General features: G+C 49.4%; 17 protein-coding genes. 9 read left to right on the forward strand and 8 right to left on the reverse strand.

Annotation, left to right across the window (positions count from 1 at the left end; genetic code table 11):
- Window positions 1-178 precede the first annotated feature (178 nt).
- Window positions 179-1,789: a diguanylate cyclase gene (locus MPHASIOC01_RS06405; protein WP_064593705.1), complete on the forward strand. Its 1,611-nt coding sequence runs from the start codon at window positions 179-181 to the stop codon at window positions 1,787-1,789.
- Between the two features lie 47 nt (window positions 1,790-1,836).
- Here the strand turns inward: MPHASIOC01_RS06405 and patD are convergent, their stop codons facing one another.
- From patD to MPHASIOC01_RS06440, 7 genes are all read right to left on the reverse strand, one after another.
- On the reverse strand, window positions 1,837-3,261 hold the full coding sequence (gene patD, locus MPHASIOC01_RS06410) for an aminobutyraldehyde dehydrogenase (RefSeq protein ID WP_064593708.1): 1,425 nt from the start codon (window positions 3,259-3,261) through the stop codon (window positions 1,837-1,839).
- A gap of 36 nt (window positions 3,262-3,297) precedes the next feature.
- Window positions 3,298-4,104 carry an ABC transporter permease gene (locus MPHASIOC01_RS06415; protein WP_064593711.1) on the reverse strand — a complete coding sequence of 269 codons (807 nt, stop codon included), beginning with the start codon at window positions 4,102-4,104 and terminating at the stop codon, window positions 3,298-3,300.
- Window positions 4,094-5,035 (reverse strand): ABC transporter permease, encoded by a 942-nt coding sequence (locus MPHASIOC01_RS06420; protein WP_156518991.1) that lies wholly within the window; start codon window positions 5,033-5,035, stop codon window positions 4,094-4,096. The genes MPHASIOC01_RS06415 and MPHASIOC01_RS06420 overlap by 11 nt, the downstream gene beginning before the upstream one ends.
- 2 nt (window positions 5,036-5,037) lie before the next feature.
- Window positions 5,038-6,051: an ABC transporter ATP-binding protein gene (locus tag MPHASIOC01_RS06425; protein WP_353614216.1), complete on the reverse strand. Its 1,014-nt coding sequence runs from the start codon at window positions 6,049-6,051 to the stop codon at window positions 5,038-5,040.
- Window positions 6,052-6,064: 13 nt separating this feature from the next.
- Window positions 6,065-7,213 (reverse strand): putative ABC transporter substrate-binding protein YdcS, encoded by a 1,149-nt coding sequence (gene ydcS, locus MPHASIOC01_RS06430; RefSeq protein ID WP_353614217.1) that lies wholly within the window; start codon window positions 7,211-7,213, stop codon window positions 6,065-6,067.
- Window positions 7,214-7,455: 242 nt separating this feature from the next.
- Complete coding sequence (locus tag MPHASIOC01_RS06435; protein ID WP_353614218.1) at window positions 7,456-8,874, reverse strand: PLP-dependent aminotransferase family protein; 1,419 nt, start codon at window positions 8,872-8,874, stop codon at window positions 7,456-7,458.
- Window positions 8,875-8,877: 3 nt separating this feature from the next.
- On the reverse strand, window positions 8,878-9,291 hold the full coding sequence (locus tag MPHASIOC01_RS06440; RefSeq protein ID WP_064593727.1) for an acyl-CoA thioesterase: 414 nt from the start codon (window positions 9,289-9,291) through the stop codon (window positions 8,878-8,880).
- A 302-nt stretch (window positions 9,292-9,593) separates the two neighbouring features.
- Between MPHASIOC01_RS06440 and MPHASIOC01_RS06445 the strand changes: the two genes are divergently transcribed.
- Genes MPHASIOC01_RS06445 through MPHASIOC01_RS06455 form a run of 3 tightly spaced genes read left to right on the forward strand, consistent with a single transcriptional unit; the run spans window position 9,594 to window position 12,108 of the window.
- Window positions 9,594-10,979: a cytochrome ubiquinol oxidase subunit I gene (locus MPHASIOC01_RS06445; RefSeq protein ID WP_156518992.1), complete on the forward strand. Its 1,386-nt coding sequence runs from the start codon at window positions 9,594-9,596 to the stop codon at window positions 10,977-10,979.
- The gene (gene cydB, locus MPHASIOC01_RS06450; RefSeq protein ID WP_064593733.1) at window positions 10,979-11,977 is read left to right on the forward strand and encodes a cytochrome d ubiquinol oxidase subunit II; all 999 of its coding nucleotides are present in this window, start codon (window positions 10,979-10,981) and stop codon (window positions 11,975-11,977) included. Before MPHASIOC01_RS06445 ends, cydB begins: the two co-directional genes overlap by 1 nt.
- Entirely contained in the window at window positions 11,977-12,108 is a 132-nt protein-coding gene (locus tag MPHASIOC01_RS06455) for a DUF2474 domain-containing protein (RefSeq protein ID WP_064593736.1), read from the forward strand. Before cydB ends, MPHASIOC01_RS06455 begins: the two co-directional genes overlap by 1 nt.
- A gap of 50 nt (window positions 12,109-12,158) precedes the next feature.
- Here the strand turns inward: MPHASIOC01_RS06455 and MPHASIOC01_RS06460 are convergent, their stop codons facing one another.
- Entirely contained in the window at window positions 12,159-13,292 is a 1,134-nt protein-coding gene (locus MPHASIOC01_RS06460; protein WP_353614219.1) for a nickel/cobalt efflux protein RcnA, read from the reverse strand.
- A 123-nt stretch (window positions 13,293-13,415) separates the two neighbouring features.
- On the opposite strand from MPHASIOC01_RS06460, the gene rcnR reads away from it, so the two are divergent.
- The 5 genes from rcnR to MPHASIOC01_RS06485 all read left to right on the forward strand — a co-directional run bounded on the left by rcnR (window position 13,416) and on the right by MPHASIOC01_RS06485 (window position 16,278).
- Complete coding sequence (rcnR, locus tag MPHASIOC01_RS06465; RefSeq protein ID WP_036113026.1) at window positions 13,416-13,688, forward strand: Ni(II)/Co(II)-binding transcriptional repressor RcnR; 273 nt, start codon at window positions 13,416-13,418, stop codon at window positions 13,686-13,688.
- Between the two features lie 108 nt (window positions 13,689-13,796).
- Window positions 13,797-14,351, forward strand: a complete 555-nt coding sequence (locus tag MPHASIOC01_RS06470) for a TetR/AcrR family transcriptional regulator (RefSeq protein WP_353614220.1) — start codon at window positions 13,797-13,799, stop codon at window positions 14,349-14,351.
- A gap of 5 nt (window positions 14,352-14,356) precedes the next feature.
- Window positions 14,357-14,686 carry a multidrug efflux SMR transporter gene (locus MPHASIOC01_RS06475; protein ID WP_064593745.1) on the forward strand — a complete coding sequence of 110 codons (330 nt, stop codon included), beginning with the start codon at window positions 14,357-14,359 and terminating at the stop codon, window positions 14,684-14,686.
- A 162-nt stretch (window positions 14,687-14,848) separates the two neighbouring features.
- Window positions 14,849-15,079 (forward strand): DUF2554 family protein, encoded by a 231-nt coding sequence (locus tag MPHASIOC01_RS06480; protein ID WP_064593748.1) that lies wholly within the window; start codon window positions 14,849-14,851, stop codon window positions 15,077-15,079.
- A 215-nt stretch (window positions 15,080-15,294) separates the two neighbouring features.
- Window positions 15,295-16,278, forward strand: coding sequence for a hypothetical protein (locus MPHASIOC01_RS06485; protein ID WP_353614221.1), 984 nt, complete (start codon window positions 15,295-15,297; stop codon window positions 16,276-16,278).
- Window positions 16,279-16,352: the final 74 nt, after the last annotated feature.

Genomic DNA, 16,352 nt, shown 5'->3' on the forward strand with positions numbered 1-16,352 from the left:
CTAATCCTAAAGTATGAGCAATCAGATGAACTGCGCATGATCATAAAGGTTAATTAAGGGCTAAAATCATGTTTCGTTTGTCGCTTATCGCAAACTTCATCTGTAAAATATAGATAAATCCTGGTTACTTACGATATGTCAGCAAAAGTAACCGTCGGCATATCGAGGGACTCGTGTTATGACCGCACTACGAACCATCAAACTCAACTTACTACTGACCTGGATGTCAATTGGTTCAGTGGTGCTGACAGGCGTGCTCTTGCTGACGTCATTGTATTTTTATCAAAAAGCTAATATTGAGCATACTATTCTTGAGAATAACAACGCTTATGCCCGCAAACTGGCAGAAACAGCGGACAGAGTGATTGGCATCAGCCAGCAGGAACTGGCTTACAGTGCCAGTAAGATTCATAGTCTCAATGATTACCAGACCATGGTAGATGAAGCCGACAGGCTGCGTTTGCAATCAGGCTTTTTTAACTCAGTTATTGTGGTTAATGACCGCGGAATTATTCTGGCTACATCACCAGAAAGCCTCAATTTACGAGGGATTGGCTTGCAATCGAAGGCTAACAAGAATGCATTAAAAACCCGCAAACTTTATATTTCACAGCCTTTTTTTACTGGTACTACTGGCCGCTACGTCATTTTTCTTTCGGCACCGCTGTTCGACCATGCAGGTAATTATCTCGGTTATATCGGTGGTTCGATTTACCTAAAACAGAAAAGCATCTTAAACCAAATAATCAGCACCCATTTTTATAATTACAGTGCCAATGTGAGCATTGTTTCCAATGACGGGCATATCATTTTTAATAAAGATCCGAACAAAGTGGGCAGCCAGATTGGTATTGATGACCAGCTGAAAAAAATGTTGCGCCAGAATATGAGCGGTACTTACGTAATTAACCATGATGAAGCGACGCAATTACTCGGCGTTGGCAGCCTGACTAAAACGGACTGGAATGTCTTTGTTTATGCAGATGGTTCACTGGTAAACGATATTATGCTTTCCACAATACGCCAGTCTGTGTGGTTTATCATTCTGATTCTGGTGTTTACCTCATTGTTATCCTTCATTTTATCAACACTGATAGCACAGCCATTACGCCGCCTGGCAATACTCTCGGCCAGTAAGCCGACTGCTCATGTGGTGGAGGAAATTCGCCAGATAGATGCCTGGTACTACGAAGCTAATAAATTGAAAGTATCAATCAGTGCCGGGATGGTTTCGACCATTAAACAGGTGAAAAATCTGGATCGTGAAGCATCAACGGACCCATTAACCGGGCTGCTTAACCGGCGAGGCTTCATGACACTGGCAAGCGTATCGGGAAAACACAGTGAGAATGCGCTTATCTCTCTGGACCTCGATCACTTCAAGCGTGTGAATGACACCTGGGGGCATGATACCGGAGATAAGGTGCTGGTGATGGTCAGTGGCATTCTTAAAACTATCTGCCGGGAAACGGACCTTGTTGGGCGTTTTGGCGGGGAGGAGTTTGTCATTATGCTGCCGGGTACCAGCACAGAAAATGCTGAGAAAATTGCCAAACGCATCCGATGCACTATTGAACAGGAAAAACATCCTCAGTTGCCTTCTGTCACTATATCAGCGGGTATTGCCGCACTTGAAGATGCGGACAGTATTGATGAAGCAATAAAAATGACAGATATCGCGTTGTATGAAGCCAAAGACAAAGGCCGTAACCGGGTGGTACTTTACCGCTCGTTATGTTCGCAGCCCCTGACTTCTGGCGTCCAGTCGGCTTCTTCAACCCACGCCTGACAACCTCACTCATTGCGGGCGGAGTCCTCCGCCCGCGCATTCCAACCTTAATGTTTTATCATTATGTGGCGGACTACGGTGTAATCTTCCAGACCATACATCGACATATCTTTGCCATAACCTGAAGACTTTAACCCGCCGTGAGGCATTTCGCTGACCAGCATGAAATGGGTATTCACCCAGGTACAGCCATAGCGCAGACGGGCACACAAACGGTGAGCTCTGCCAACATCTTTCGTCCAGACAGACGAGGCCAGCCCATAATCAGAGTCATTTGCCCAAAGTAATGCCTGCGCTTCGTCGTCAAATTCCGTCACACTGACCACCGGGCCGAATACCTCACGTTGAACAATGTCATCACCTTGTTTCGCACCAGCAAGCACCGTTGGCTGGAAATAATACCCCGGGCCGGGCACCCGGCTACCCCCGGTTACCACGCTGATATGTGGCAATGACTTAGCCTGATTGACAGCTTTTTCAACCCGTTCAAGATGTGCCAGCGAACTTAACGGGCCCAGCTCGGTATCGGTGTCATCAGGGGCACCTGTTTTCAGCGTACTGACCGCGTTACCCAGCTTTTCAACCAGTTGGGCATAAATGCCTTTCTGTGCGTAGATGCGGCACGCCGCGGTACAATCCTGCCCGGCATTGTAAAAACCAAATGCCCGGATCCCGTCCACCACTTCATCAAGATCTGCGTCATCAAACACCAGTACCGGTGCTTTCCCACCTAATTCCATATGCGTGCGTTTCACACTTTGCGATGTGTGGCGAATAATATGTGCACCAGTGGGGATAGAACCGGTCAGTGACACCATAGCAATGTCTTTATGCCCGGTCAGGGCGTCGCCCACCGTTTGGCCACGCCCAAACAACACACTCAGTACGCCCGCCGGGAAAATGTCTTTTGCCAGTTCGGCCAGCTTAAATGTGGTTAATGGTGTGACTTCAGACGGTTTGATAACCACGCAGTTACCCGCGGCCAGTGCCGGACCTAATTTCCATGCTGCCATCATCAACGGATAGTTCCAGGGCGCGATAGACGCCACCACACCTACCGGGTCACGGCGAATCATGGATGTATGCCCTTCCAGATACTCGCCGGCAGCGGAACCACTCAGGCAACGGGCCGCTCCGGCAAAAAAACGGAATACATCGGCGACTGCAGGGATTTCATCGTTAAGCACTGCGTGAAAAGGTTTGCCACAGTTTTGCGACTCCAGGCGGGCAAATGTCTGCGCATGTTGTTCGATGATAGCGGCCAGTGCCAGCAGTTTTTCAGCACGCTCGCGGGGCACTGTCTGGCTCCATGAGTCAAATGCGGCACTGGCGGAACTCACTGCACTGTTAACTTGCTCCACCGTGGCTTCAGGAATCTGAAGCAATACTTCGCCGGTGGCAGGGTTGTAAACGGGAAGAGGTTCACCTTGCCCAGTAACCAGTTGTCCATTGATTAAAAGTTGGCTTTGCATGTTATTTTCCTTGTTTACTTTGGTGTTGCTGTCGCATTATTTTTCACTACCGGCCGTTGTGTCGGTATCGCGTGTTAACCACCAGGCTCCCAGAATGGGCAACATGGTGGCAAGCATCACAACCAGCGCTACAACATTTGTCACGGGAACATCCCGTGGTCTTCCTAACTGGTTCAGTAACCATAACGGCAGCGTTTGTTCATGGCCTGCCGTGAATGTCGTCACGATAATTTCATCAAATGAAAGTGCAAATGCCAGCATGCCGCCAGCAAGCATGGCGGAGGCGAGTCCTGGTAAAATAATATAGCGAAAGGTTTGCCAGCCATCCGCTCCGAGGTCCATGGATGCCTCAACCATGCTCCAGGCGGTTCGCCGAAAGCGAGCCACTACGTTATTGAACACTATGACCACACAGAAAGTGGCATGCCCGACAACCAGCGTGAACATCCCCGGCGTTATTCCCAATTTGTTAAAGGCGGTGAGCAATGCCAGACCGGTGATAATGCCGGGCAAAGCAATGGGTAACATCAGGACAAAACTAATGACGTTACGGCCAAAAAATGCCTTTCGCCAGAGAGCTGCTGCAGCTAACGTGCCAAGTATTAACGCAATAATTGTTGCCAGTGCCGCCACTTTAAGTGACAACGTCACAGCATTCAGTATATCCCCTCTTGCTGCAGCCACCTGAAACCAGTGTAGCGTGAATCCGGAAGGTGGAAAGCTGAAGGCCGCTTCTTCAGTATTGAATGCGTAAAGCGCAATGATAATTAACGGGAAGTGAAGAAAAATGATAACCGCCCAGGCGGTGGCAGTGAGCCAAAATGGGGCGCGATTAGAGTGCATCGAATGCTCCCAGGCGTTTTACCAACGCCAGCCATAAGCCAATCAGAACACAAGGCACCAGGGTAAATGCCGCCGCCATGGGCATATTGCCTATAGCGCCTTGCTGCACATAGACCATATTGCCAATGAAATACCCCGGCGGGCCCACCAGTTGCGGAATAATAAAATCCCCCAGGGTCAGTGAAAACGTAAAGATGGAACCCGCAGCAATACCGGGAATAGCCAGCGGCAGAACGACATAGCGCAATGTTTGCCCCGGCCTGGCCCCCAGGTCTGCCGAGGCCTGTAGTGCTGAAGATGGCACTCTGACCAGCGCAGCATGTACCGGTAATATCATGAATGGCAACCAGATATAAACAAACACTCCAAAACGGCCCAGACCAGAAGTGGAAAGTGTTGTACCGCCTATGCCTGGTATGCTGAGCACTGTGCTTAACACACCTTCCAGCCCCATATGGGTTAAAAACCACTGCGCCACGCCATCTTTTGCCAGCAACAACGTCCATGCATAGGCTTTAACAATATAACTGGCCCACATTGGCAACATCACCGCAATGTACAAAAAGGCTTTCATGCGGCCACTGGCATAACGCGCCATATACCAGGCGAGAGGAAAAGCCAGCACTGCGCTTGCCAGCGTGACCAGCAAGGCCATGATGACGGTACGTGAAATGATGTCGTAATTAGCCGGGGAGAATAGCGCAGCCAGGTTGCTCAGTGTCAGTTCTGGCAGCACCAACATGGTGAAGTCGTCAAAGGTGTACAAACCCTGCCACAGCAATGTGAACAAAGAACCGAGGTAAATAATGGCGAACCACATTACCGGTGGAGTCAGTAACAGTGCCAGCCAAAACAACGGCCGACGCCACAGAAACGTGCAGACATCACGCCTTAAACGGTAGTGTGATACACCTTTTGCTGCTTCCTGCATATTCATCGGTTTTCCTCCGCCAGCCGAACCATTGCCGCTTCAGGCCAGGATAACGCCACAGCCTGTCCTGGCTGGTAAAGCCCGCAGTCACTGCCCAGTGTATTGGTTTGGCTGACCAGCAAATGCTCACCACTGGCTAATTGCACGTCCAGCCGGGTTGTAGCGCCGAAATACTGAACCTCCCGCACGGTCCCCTGTGTCTGAAATGCCTCCTGGTGATTTAACTGTATATATTCGGGACGCAGTGCGAAACTTCCTGTTTTACCGGTAATGGTGTTGCAGGTTTCCCCGCTCAGCACATTCGCTGTGCCAACAAAGCGGGCGACAAACTCAGTGGCTGGCTGGTTATACAACACCCGGGGAGTATCAACCTGTTCAATGCGGCCATTATTGAATACTGCCACCCGGTCAGACATCGACAGCGCCTCGCTTTGGTCATGGGTGACGAAGACGAAAGTAATGCCCAGGGACCGTTGCAATGTTTTTAGCTCAAGTTGCATTTGTTCGCGCAATTTTAAATCGAGTGCGCCGAGTGGTTCATCCAGCAGTAACACTCCCGGGCGGTTTACCAGTGCGCGGGCCAGTGCGACACGCTGACGCTGCCCACCGGAAAGTTGCCAGGGTTTACGCTGGCGCACAAACCCTAAGTCAACCCGCTCCAGGGCTTCCTGAGCCTGGGCCAGGCGTTGTTTTTTCCCCACACCTTTTACCATCAACCCATATGCCACGTTATCCAGCACACTCATATGGGGAAACAACGCATAATCCTGAAAGACGGTATTTACATCTCGCTCATAAGGCGGAATGTTTGTGACATCGCGCCCATGAACTAAGATGTGCCCGGCACTGCTTTGCTCAAAACCCGCAATCAGGCGCAGGCATGTGGTTTTGCCCGAGCCGGATGGCCCGAGCATTGAGAAGAACTCCCCTTCATTAATTGCGAGTGTCACACTGTCAACAGCGCGTACCTCGCCAAAATGCCGGGAGACATTTTCAAACTGTACTGCGTAAGACATAGCACCCCCGGCATTAACGCCCGCCCATTACCGCAATGTAATCCTGTGTCCAGCGGCTGTAGGAGACATACTTACCACCTTTAGCAACAGGGGTTTTCCAGAATGCGATTTTGGCAAAGCTGCCATAGCCGTTGGTTTCGCACCCTTTGTCGCCCAATAGTGTGCTGGCTTTGCACCCTGCCGGGACTGCCGGTAATGAACCAAACCAGGCGGCCACATCACCCTGCACTTTTGGCGTCAGCGACCAGTTCATCCACTTGTATGCACAGTTAGGGTGTTTTGCATCCGTATGCATCATAGTGGTATCTGCCCAACCGGTAACACCTTCTTTAGGAATGGTGGTGGCAATGGGCTGCCCTTCGCTTTTTAGTACGTTAGCCTGATAAGGCCAGGAGCCTGAAGCGACCACGCCTTCATTTTTGAAATCGCTCATCTGGACCGTGGCATCATGCCAGTAGCGATGAATCAGAGCGTGCTGGTCACGTAATACTTTCAGTACCGCCTGATACTGCTGTTCGTTAAGTTCATATGGGTCGGTAATCCCCAGTTGAGGTTGCGTCGCTTTAACAAACAACGCGGCATCAGCGATATAAATTGGGCCATCATATGCCTGAACACGGCCTGCATTGCTCTTGCCGTCAGGTAGTTGTTGTTTAGTAAAAACAACTGACCATGAGTCTGGTGGGGTTGGGAAGGTTTTCGTGTTATACATCAGTAAGTTGGGCCCCCACTGGTACGGTGTGCCATACACTTTGCCAGCCACCGTGAACCAGGGGGCATCTTTCAGACGTGGGTCAACATTTTTCCAGTTAGGTATTAAAGCGGTGTTAATCGCCTGAACGCGTTTACCCATGATAAGGCGCAGTGAGGCATCACCTGATGCAGTCACCAGATCATATCCCCCTTTCGCCATCAGACTCACCATTTCATCAGATGTCGCGGCGGTTTTAACATTTACCGCACACCCGGTTTCTTTCTCAAACTGCGTTACCCAGTCATAGTTCTTATCACTTTGTCCCCGTTCGATATAGCCCGGCCAGGCGATGATATCGAGCCGCCCTTCTCCTTGCCCGACAGATGTTGGTTCAGCGAAAACTACCGGGCTGGCAGTGATGGAAAAAACACAGAGGGATAACAGGCTGCGTGCAAAACGATGTCTCATGAGTATGGCTCCTGTCTTATTAAAAATAATCAGGCCAACCCTGGCGTAAAAATATCTCCCGTAAAAACAGTAGACTGTTCAGTCTTTTTTCCGGCATCTGTAACTAACTATTTCACCTGGCTGTGATTAAACGCGCAGTTTTGCCGGGTGGGTGATGAAGAGTTTCAGAGTAAGAGTGAACTTTTAAAGTGTAGGCAGGGAGTTAGCGGTTGTTGGTGAAAAACAGGTGGTATTGAAATATCCTATGAAGCTGCATTAAGCGCCTGTTGCAATAACCGGCCAAGTGTTTGTACTGCCTGAATCTCCCGTTCCTGCCAGGGAAAAGAGGTATTAACGCGAAAACCATTAAGCCCGGTCTGGCCCACGGTAAACATACTCACGGGAGCGACGCTAATTTGTTCACGAATTGCAGCGGTATTCAGTGCCCGGGTATCAATACCTTCAGGTAAAGAAACCCATAAGAAATACCCACCGTCGTGGCGGGTAATCACACAATTTTCCGGTAAGTGCTGGCGCAGAATTTGCCACGCTTTGTGCTTACGCTCTGCCAGAACCCGCCGTAAACGGCGCAGATGAGTATCATAACTGCGTGTCGTCAGGTAATCAGCCAGCGCCATTTGCACTGGCGCACTGCCAGACAGCGTGCTCATCAGTTGCAATTGTTGAATACGCCTGGCATGCCTGCCTGCGGCCACCCAGCCTACACGGAACCCGGCCACCAGAGATTTGGAGAACGAAGCGCAATGCAGTGTGATACCCCCAGTATCAAAAGCCCGGAACGGGGCTGGGCGTGTGTTTCCCTGGTAGAGTTCACCATATACATCATCTTCAACTAATGTCACCTGATGCTGTGTCAGCAAATCGACTATCTGCTGTTTACGTTCATCCGCTAATGTGAATCCCAGTGGGTTTTGGTGATTCCCCATCAACCAACAGGCTTTTACTGGCCAGTTATTCAGGGCCTGCTCCAGCGCGGCAAGATCAATACCGTGATGGGGAGAACTGGGGATAGCAATCATTTTAAGTTTGAGGCGTTCAATGGCTTGCAGGGCACCATAGAAACAGGGAGTCTCCACCACAACCCAGTCGCCGGGTTCGGTGACTGCCTGCAAACTCAGGTTCAGAGCTTCCAGTGCCCCGGTCGTAATGACGATTTCGTCCGGAGAAATCGTTAACCCATGTTGGGCGTAACGGCGGGCGATGGCCTGACGTAATGCACGGTGACCAGGTGGCAGGTTTTCCGTCATACTTACAGCGCTGGTGTTACGCGCCACATGTGCAAGGGAGCGGTTAAGTTGAGCGAGCGGGAATAATTTTGGGTCGGGGAACGCGGAGCCAAAAGGCACCACTCCTGGGCGGCTACTGGCCTGCAACACATCAAAAATATAACTGTTGATGTCTACGTTTTCCTGGTGAACCAGTGATGCTGGCACACCAGGTGGAGTAGCAGACTCAGGGGGTGAGACGTAATAACCTGACTGCGGACGTGCGATGATTAGCCCGCGGCTTTCCAGCAACTGGTAAGCATGCGTGACAGTCATAAAACTTACGCCACTATGGCCTGTTTGTTCACGTATTGATGGCAGCCGGTCGCCAGGATGCCAGACACCCAACTCAATCTGATGAGCAATACGTTCAGCCAGTTGCTGATATTTTTTCATAGGCTAAGGTGTGTCGTCGAACAACGGTGTTGGTTTGCCGTTGTCATCGACGGCGACAAAGTTAAACTCGCCATGAATGACTTCTTCCCTGCCATCGGAGTACATCTGCTCAAGGTAGATAGTCACAGTGACTGTGAGGCTGGTATTACCCACTCGGGTCACCCGGCCAACCAGTTCGACAATCGACCCCGAGGGGATCGGGTGTTTAAAATTGATCTTCTCGGTTGAGACTGTTACCAGGCGTTTACGACAAAAACGGGTGGCAGCTATAAATGAAACTTCATCCATCCAGGCCAGAGCAGTTCCACCGAACAGCGTTGAATGGTGGTTGATGGTGGTTGGGAACACAACTTTGGCAACACTGGTTTGTGAAAAGCGAATCTTTTCCTCTATCCAGGCCGCATCTTTTTGGTTCATCACGAGACTTCCTGTTAACAAAAAAGCACCCACCTGATGAATCTTCCTGATTGAAAATAGTACAGATAGCGTGCGCGCTGGTGTCAGGCGCACAATGTATACAACAGCAGGCAGGTTCAGTGAAACGCTATAGTAACACTTTTTTAACCACCAGGAGCCTCCGCAACGGGTTATATATAACAATTTCCTGTTTCTGGCATTTTTTGTAAAACTGTTATAGGAAAATACCCACTAACTGTGGCTGCCCAGCAATATCATGGCTACTTAAGATAATGCCACCACTCGGTAATTATGAGGTTTGTATCGTGGCGTTTGATGCCTTTCATCTGGCGAGGATCCAGTTCGCCTTTACGGTCTCGTTCCATATTATTTTCCCGGCCATCACCATTGGTCTTGCCAGCTACCTGGCGGTGCTTGAAGGGTTATGGCTGAAAACTCAGCGCCTTCATTACCGCACGCTGTACCATTTCTGGAGTAAAATTTTCGCGGTTAACTTTGGTATGGGTGTTGTATCCGGGCTGGTAATGGCATACCAGTTTGGCACTAACTGGAAAATTTTCTCTCAGTTTGCCGGAAGTATTACTGGCCCCTTGCTGACCTATGAAGTGCTAACCGCTTTTTTCCTTGAAGCCGGTTTTCTTGGTGTGATGTTATTTGGCTGGAATAAAGTAGGCCCACGGTTGCATTTCTTCGCAACCTGTATGGTTGCATTGGGCACATTGATTTCCACTTTTTGGATCCTGGCTTCCAACAGTTGGATGCAAACCCCGCAGGGTTATCGCATCGAACAAGGCCATGTTGTGCCTGTTGACTGGTTTGCGGTTATTTTCAATCCGTCATTCCCTTACCGCCTGATGCATATGACTGTTGCTGCGTTTGTCAGTACCGCGCTCTTTGTGGGTGCAACGGCCGCCTGGCACCTGTTACGTGGGCGCAAAGATGCAACCGTACGCACCATGTTTTCCATGGCAATGTGGATGTTGCTTGTCTCCGCGCCACTACAGGCGTTTTTGGGCGATATGCATGGGCTGAATACACTGAAATACCAACCCGCCAAAATCGCCGCCATTGAAGGGCACTGGAAAAACATCCCAGGTGAACCGACTCCACTGTTACTGTTTGGCCTGCCCGATATGCAACGGGAAACAACGCGTTACGCTGTGGGAATTCCGGCATTAGGCAGCCTGATCCTGACACACTCGTTGACCAAACAAGTACCCGCACTAAGTGAGTTTCCTGCTGTTGACCGCCCCTGGTCCCCTCTGGTTTTCTGGTCATTTCGTGTCATGGTTGGGCTGGGTATCTTAATGATACTGCTCAGTGTTTGGGCCTTAGTGAACCGCAGAAATAACCGGTTGTTCGCTAATACCTGGTTGCTGCGTTTTGCCGTTGTTATGGGGCCTTCAGGGCTGATAGCGCTTCTGGCCGGGTGGGTAACAACTGAAGTGGGTCGCCAACCCTGGGTGGTTTATGGCCTGCTGCGCACTAAAGATGCCGTTTCTGCCCACAGTACCCTGCATATGAGCCTTAGCCTGTTGACCTTTATTGTCGTTTACTGTGCTGTCTTTGGCGTGGGTTATCACTACATGTTGCGTTTGATGTGTAAGGGGCCTGAACCGGACACTGGTGTTCAGATGCATGGAACCCCCGCCCGCCCACTTTCAGCCGCAATAAGTGATAAGGAGTAATCACAATGGATTTATCACTGTTCTGGTTTGCACTGATTATTTTTGCCACGCTGATGTACATCATCATGGATGGTTTTGACCTGGGAGTGGGCATGCTGTTTGCCGTTGAGCATACGCGTTCCCGGCGTGATGTGATGGTCAACACGGTGGCGCCTGTTTGGGATGGCAATGAAACCTGGCTGGTTCTGGGGGGCGCCGCCTTGTTTGGTGCCTTCCCACAGGCTTACGCTGCAATTACCGATTACTTGTCGGTACCACTGACACTGATGCTTCTGGGGCTGATTTTCCGCGGCGTGGCCTTTGAGTTCCGGGTCAACGCAACCCAGAGCCACCGTGGGTTCTGGGATAAAAGTTTTATGTTGGGCTCTTTTGTGGCGACGTTTACTCAAGGGATGGTAGCAGGCGCTCTCGTTCAGGGCTTTTCGGGGAGCAGTACGGCATTGTTCCCATGGCTAACGCCCTTCACTGTGTTTTGTGGTATTGGCCTGGTTGTTGCCTGGAGTCTGCTTGGCTCTACCTGGCTGGTATTGAAATGTGATGGTGAGCTGGCGTTACGTATGCGCCACTTTTCAACAATGCTGCTGGGATTATTTCTGGTCATTCTGCTGGGCGTTAGCGTTTTTTGCCCGCTTACTCAGCCATTTATTGCCAGGCGCTGGTTTAGCCTGCCGGGTTTCTGGTACCTGCTGCCGGTGCCGTTACTGGTTGGCGTTTGCAGTTTTCAGCTAGCCCGGACTTTGCAGCAGAACAATACCCACCGGAATCCTTTTGTTATGGCAATTATGCTTGTTTTCCTTGGGTTTGCCGGGCTTGGCGTTAGCCTGTGGCCTTTTCTGTTACCACCATCGATGACTTTATGGGACGCGGCAGCACCTGCGGCCAGCCAGCGCTTTATGTTGCCCGGGGCGTTGTTCATTTTGCCTGTTATTCTTGGCTACACCTGGTGGAGTTACCATGTGTTTCGTGGAAAAGTGAATGCTGATGGAGGGTATCACTAATGAACACGGCTCCGGTATGGCGCAAACTTAGTTGGTTATTGCTTATTTGGGCTGCCAGTGTTCTGGCGTTGGGAGTTGTCAGTTTCCTGTTTCGGTTGCTGATGCAACTGGCCGGGTTACACTCCCACTAAACCAAACCCGCCAGGTCTGTCTGCCTGGCGGGGAACTAAACCTCTTTATGTTACCCGGTAATTCCCAGATAACCGTGAATCCCCATATACAGCCCAACAAGTGCAATCAGTACGCTGGAAAAGTAAGGCGCACGGCGCGCCAGCGTATTGAAACCCTGCCAGCGATTTGCCACCTGCCGTACACTGATTGCCGCACCAACGCCAACCGTCACCAGTGTCAGCGCCAGGCCAATACTAAAACAGATAACCAACGTTGCCCCCAATGCCAGTGCTTTCAACTGGATACATATAAGCAGCACAGTAATTGCTGCAGGGCATGGCAGTAAGCCGCCTGTCAGGCCAAACAGCAGAATTTGCCAGTTGGTGACTTCTTTGCCATGAAAGCGGTGGCGAATATCATTAGCATGGGCAAGTTCATGTGCGTCCTGGTACTCTTTCGAATTCACATCCAGTCCTGCGAGCATCCCATGATCATGCTCATGGCCATCTTCGGTAAAGGCTAACTCATACTTATGCGCGTGCCCATTGTGGCCAAGTGACAGTTGCACGGTAAATTCATGGGGTTCCGGTACTGCTACTGTCGATTCAAGATAACTGCCTTTGTTGACAAAATTAAAAACCTCCACTGCACCGCCGGGTTCGCGCACTGTTTCCAGAGAAACTTGTTCCGCGGGCCATACATGCCCACTCAGCGTGGCTAACCGCCAGTGCGGTGGCTGTCCTTGTTCAAAAATCGATAACCCAACTTTCCCATGCCCGGTATCTATTTGCTGAATATCGGTGTGGTGATGGTGACTATGCTCGTGGGAGTGTTCATGAGCCTGCACAGATTCAAGCCAGTTTTTTTCACCTTGCCAGGTTCGCCAAAACATCCACCATGCCGTACCAAGAATGATGGCGGCAGACACTATTTGTAACCAGGGTTCGGCCGACTCCGCGGTGAACTTGTTGCTGATGTACATGCCACCAAAGGCAATCAGCCAGACAATTGCTGTATGAGATACAGTTGCGGCCAGCCCGAGCATGGCGGCCTGGCGTACAGTACCTTTGATGGCAATAATAAATGCCGCCATCATAGTTTTAGAATGACCGGGTTCCAGACCATGGAGAACGCCGAGTAATATTGCGCTGGGAATAAAAAACCAGGCATTTCCTTGCTGAAGAAGTACTGTGAACTCATTCATGATAATAATTCTTAGTTAGCTTACGATGGTTAGAGGATTGTACTCCCCCCCAGTAAAAAATACTACCACCCAGTATATTGGTGATGTTATAATGTACTGATATTTTGTTTTCAGGATCACGCTATGCCACATACCATTCGTGACAGGAAGAAACTCAAAGCCCGTACCAGCAAAATTCAGGGGCAGGTTGTTGCGCTGAATAAAATGCTTGATGAACCCCATGAGTGTGCTGCTGTGCTACAGCAAATTGCTGCAATACGCGGCGCGGTGAATGGCTTACTGCGTGAGGTTATCAAAGGTCATCTGACTGAGCATATCGTCCACCAGGGAGAGGAGCTCAAGCGTGAAGAAGATCTTGAAGTTGTACTGAAAGTGCTGGATTCCTACATCAAATAGCCTTTTCCATTCACTAAATATTTACTGGCCGCGAACTTGCCGCTGGTTTTTTCTTGTGGCAAAATCAAAACAATCCGTATAGATTGATTTTTTAATAAAGGACAACCAATGGCCCGTTCCCGCAATAAAGATCCTCAGGCACTGCGCCAGTCGCTGCTGGATTTCGCCACTCACTTGATTATCACGCAAGGTCTGCACGGGCTGACTATGGACAAAGTGGTGAAAGGCACTGGTATCAGTAAAGGTGGGCTGCAATACCACTTCCCTACCCGTCAGGCTCTGGTGGACGCCGTTTTTGACACGACGATGCAACAATTTCTTGCTGAAGTAGAAGCCGAAATTGCGGCGGATACCCAGCCGGGGTTACGTGCAACACGAGCTTATATTCGTGCCTGTGTCAGAGAGATGAGTGAGCAGGAAGTCGCGCTTAATCAGGGGATTATGGCTGCATTATTTGCAGACCCGGTATTGCGTGAGCGCTGGGCTGATTTTATCAACACCTGTATGCCTGCCGACGATAAAGGTAGTGATGATGGCACCACTGCCCTGTTCTGCCGCATAGCAGCAGATGGCCTGTGTTACGCCAGTTTATGTAATGTGCACCCGATGACAACCACACAACGTGAAACCCTTGTTCAGCGCCTGTTAGCGCTGACGGAGTAATTTCTATGACCTGGTTTTATTTAAGTATCGCGATTATCAGCGAAGTTATCGCCACTTCCGCCCTGAAAATGTCTGACAGTTTTACTCGCCTGTGGCCTTCACTGGTAACGGTACTGGGATATGGCGTGGCTTTCTATTTCCTTGCCGTATCCATGCGCACCTTGCCCATTGGCATTATTTATGCCGTTTGGTCGGGTACCGGTATTGTGCTGATTGGCATCGTTGGCTGGTTATATCTGGGGCAAAAACTTGATTTACCCGCAATGCTGGGAATGGGGCTAATCATCGCGGGTGTTATGGTGATTAACCTGTTTTCTCATACTGTTTCTCATTGATTGATGGCCCGGGCTGTGCCCGGCCTTTCTTTCAAACAGAGGTTCAACCAGCTTTTTCTGCATTTGCTTTTCTTACACTTTCTTTTCAAGGCTTTGCAAAACTCCTGACAGATTGATTTTTTCTCTGCAATAGTGTGCAGGTCAGCCTGAGGGAGTATAGCAATGCGTCACGCAGCCGTTTGTTTAATCTTGATCTTTTGTTCACTGACTACTAACCAGGTTACCGCCTGGACACTAACACCTGAGCAGGTCGGGTTGCGTAGCCTGGATTACCAGTTATTGCATGAAGCAGACAGCGATGAGCTCCGCGCAGTAACTGAAGAAGCGGCTCATGATTCCCGCGAACAACTCCATGAAGTGACTCACCGTAAACCAATACGTTACCAGTTCTGAGCGAAATCCCGCTATAAGCGGGGTTTCTTTTTTATATTGCAGAGTGCCTTGTTACTTCTTTTAAATTCGCACACCTATTTAATATGTGGTTTGCTCGCTAATTCCTGTTTTATGACTCGGTTTTTAATTCCTGTTTATCTCTGTAATGGCGTACAACACCATGATACTCTTCGCCGAAACACAGGATGATATGTTAATTAATAAATGGAGTTATAATGAAAACAGGGCCGACTGTTCTCGCCACAATTTTATTGTTAACCGGGTGTAAGGAACCAGATATTATTGGTGAATGGGCTGGGGACCATAACACCTTCAATGCCGGAGCGATTATTTCACTGTTTTCTGATACAAAGCTAAAGTTCACCAGTGAGCAAATTACTGTTTCTGATTTAAAAAGATCAGGTGATACATATATTTTTTATGTGAAATTAGGTGAAGCCAGGCATACCCGAGAATGGGTGGACGAAGCACTGCTCAAAGCAGAGCGGCGGCGTACTCCACATAAAACCCAGGTAAACTTCACCATTACTGATTTGCCAGAAGAAACCAGAATTTCTGATAAAGCAAACTTGCAGGACCTCGCCACCGATGGCTTATGGGGAACAGGAGAATATACCGCTTCTGTTAACTGGGAAAATGCGCGTATTTTTGTTTATACCAAGGCACCATATGGCCGGTACATTAATCCCTATACCCAATCTTCCAATACCTGGTGCGCATTAAAAGTCCCATTTACCGGGTATCTCCCCAACGTGGCAGGTTATTTTCATGTGCGTAAAGATGATATAGCGCAAGATGCAGCAAGACAGGGAATGACGGACTTACAAATTGACGCGATGGCTAAAAATAGAAATGAGATCATTGCTGTTTTTAATACAGTCTTGCCTGAAGGCGCTGGCTACCCACACACAATAACGTTTAGTGATTCCTTCATGGATTTATTTGTATCTAAAAAAGGAAAGCAGCCCACGGAAAAATTTTCTTACTCCATAGGCGAAAATGAGTTCATTTTTTATTATGGGATAATGGATGGAGAATATATCGATAGCGTAGCTGGGCCGTTTTATGACAGACAAAAGGTATGTGAAAAGATGATTACAGAGAAAACCCCAGAGATCATGAATGCAAAATACCATGCACTCAGATACAACAGGTTAACACTACTGGCAATTAACCCTGACGGGGAGTTCGGGGACTGATGTTTTAATCACTCTCACAATATTTTTCAGTCTACCAATTGCCCCGAAATTCGGGGCAATTGAGACCAAAAGTC

Source organism: Mangrovibacter phragmitis (assembly GCF_040429585.1).
Taxonomy (GTDB): Bacteria; Pseudomonadota; Gammaproteobacteria; order Enterobacterales; family Enterobacteriaceae; genus Mangrovibacter; species Mangrovibacter phragmitis.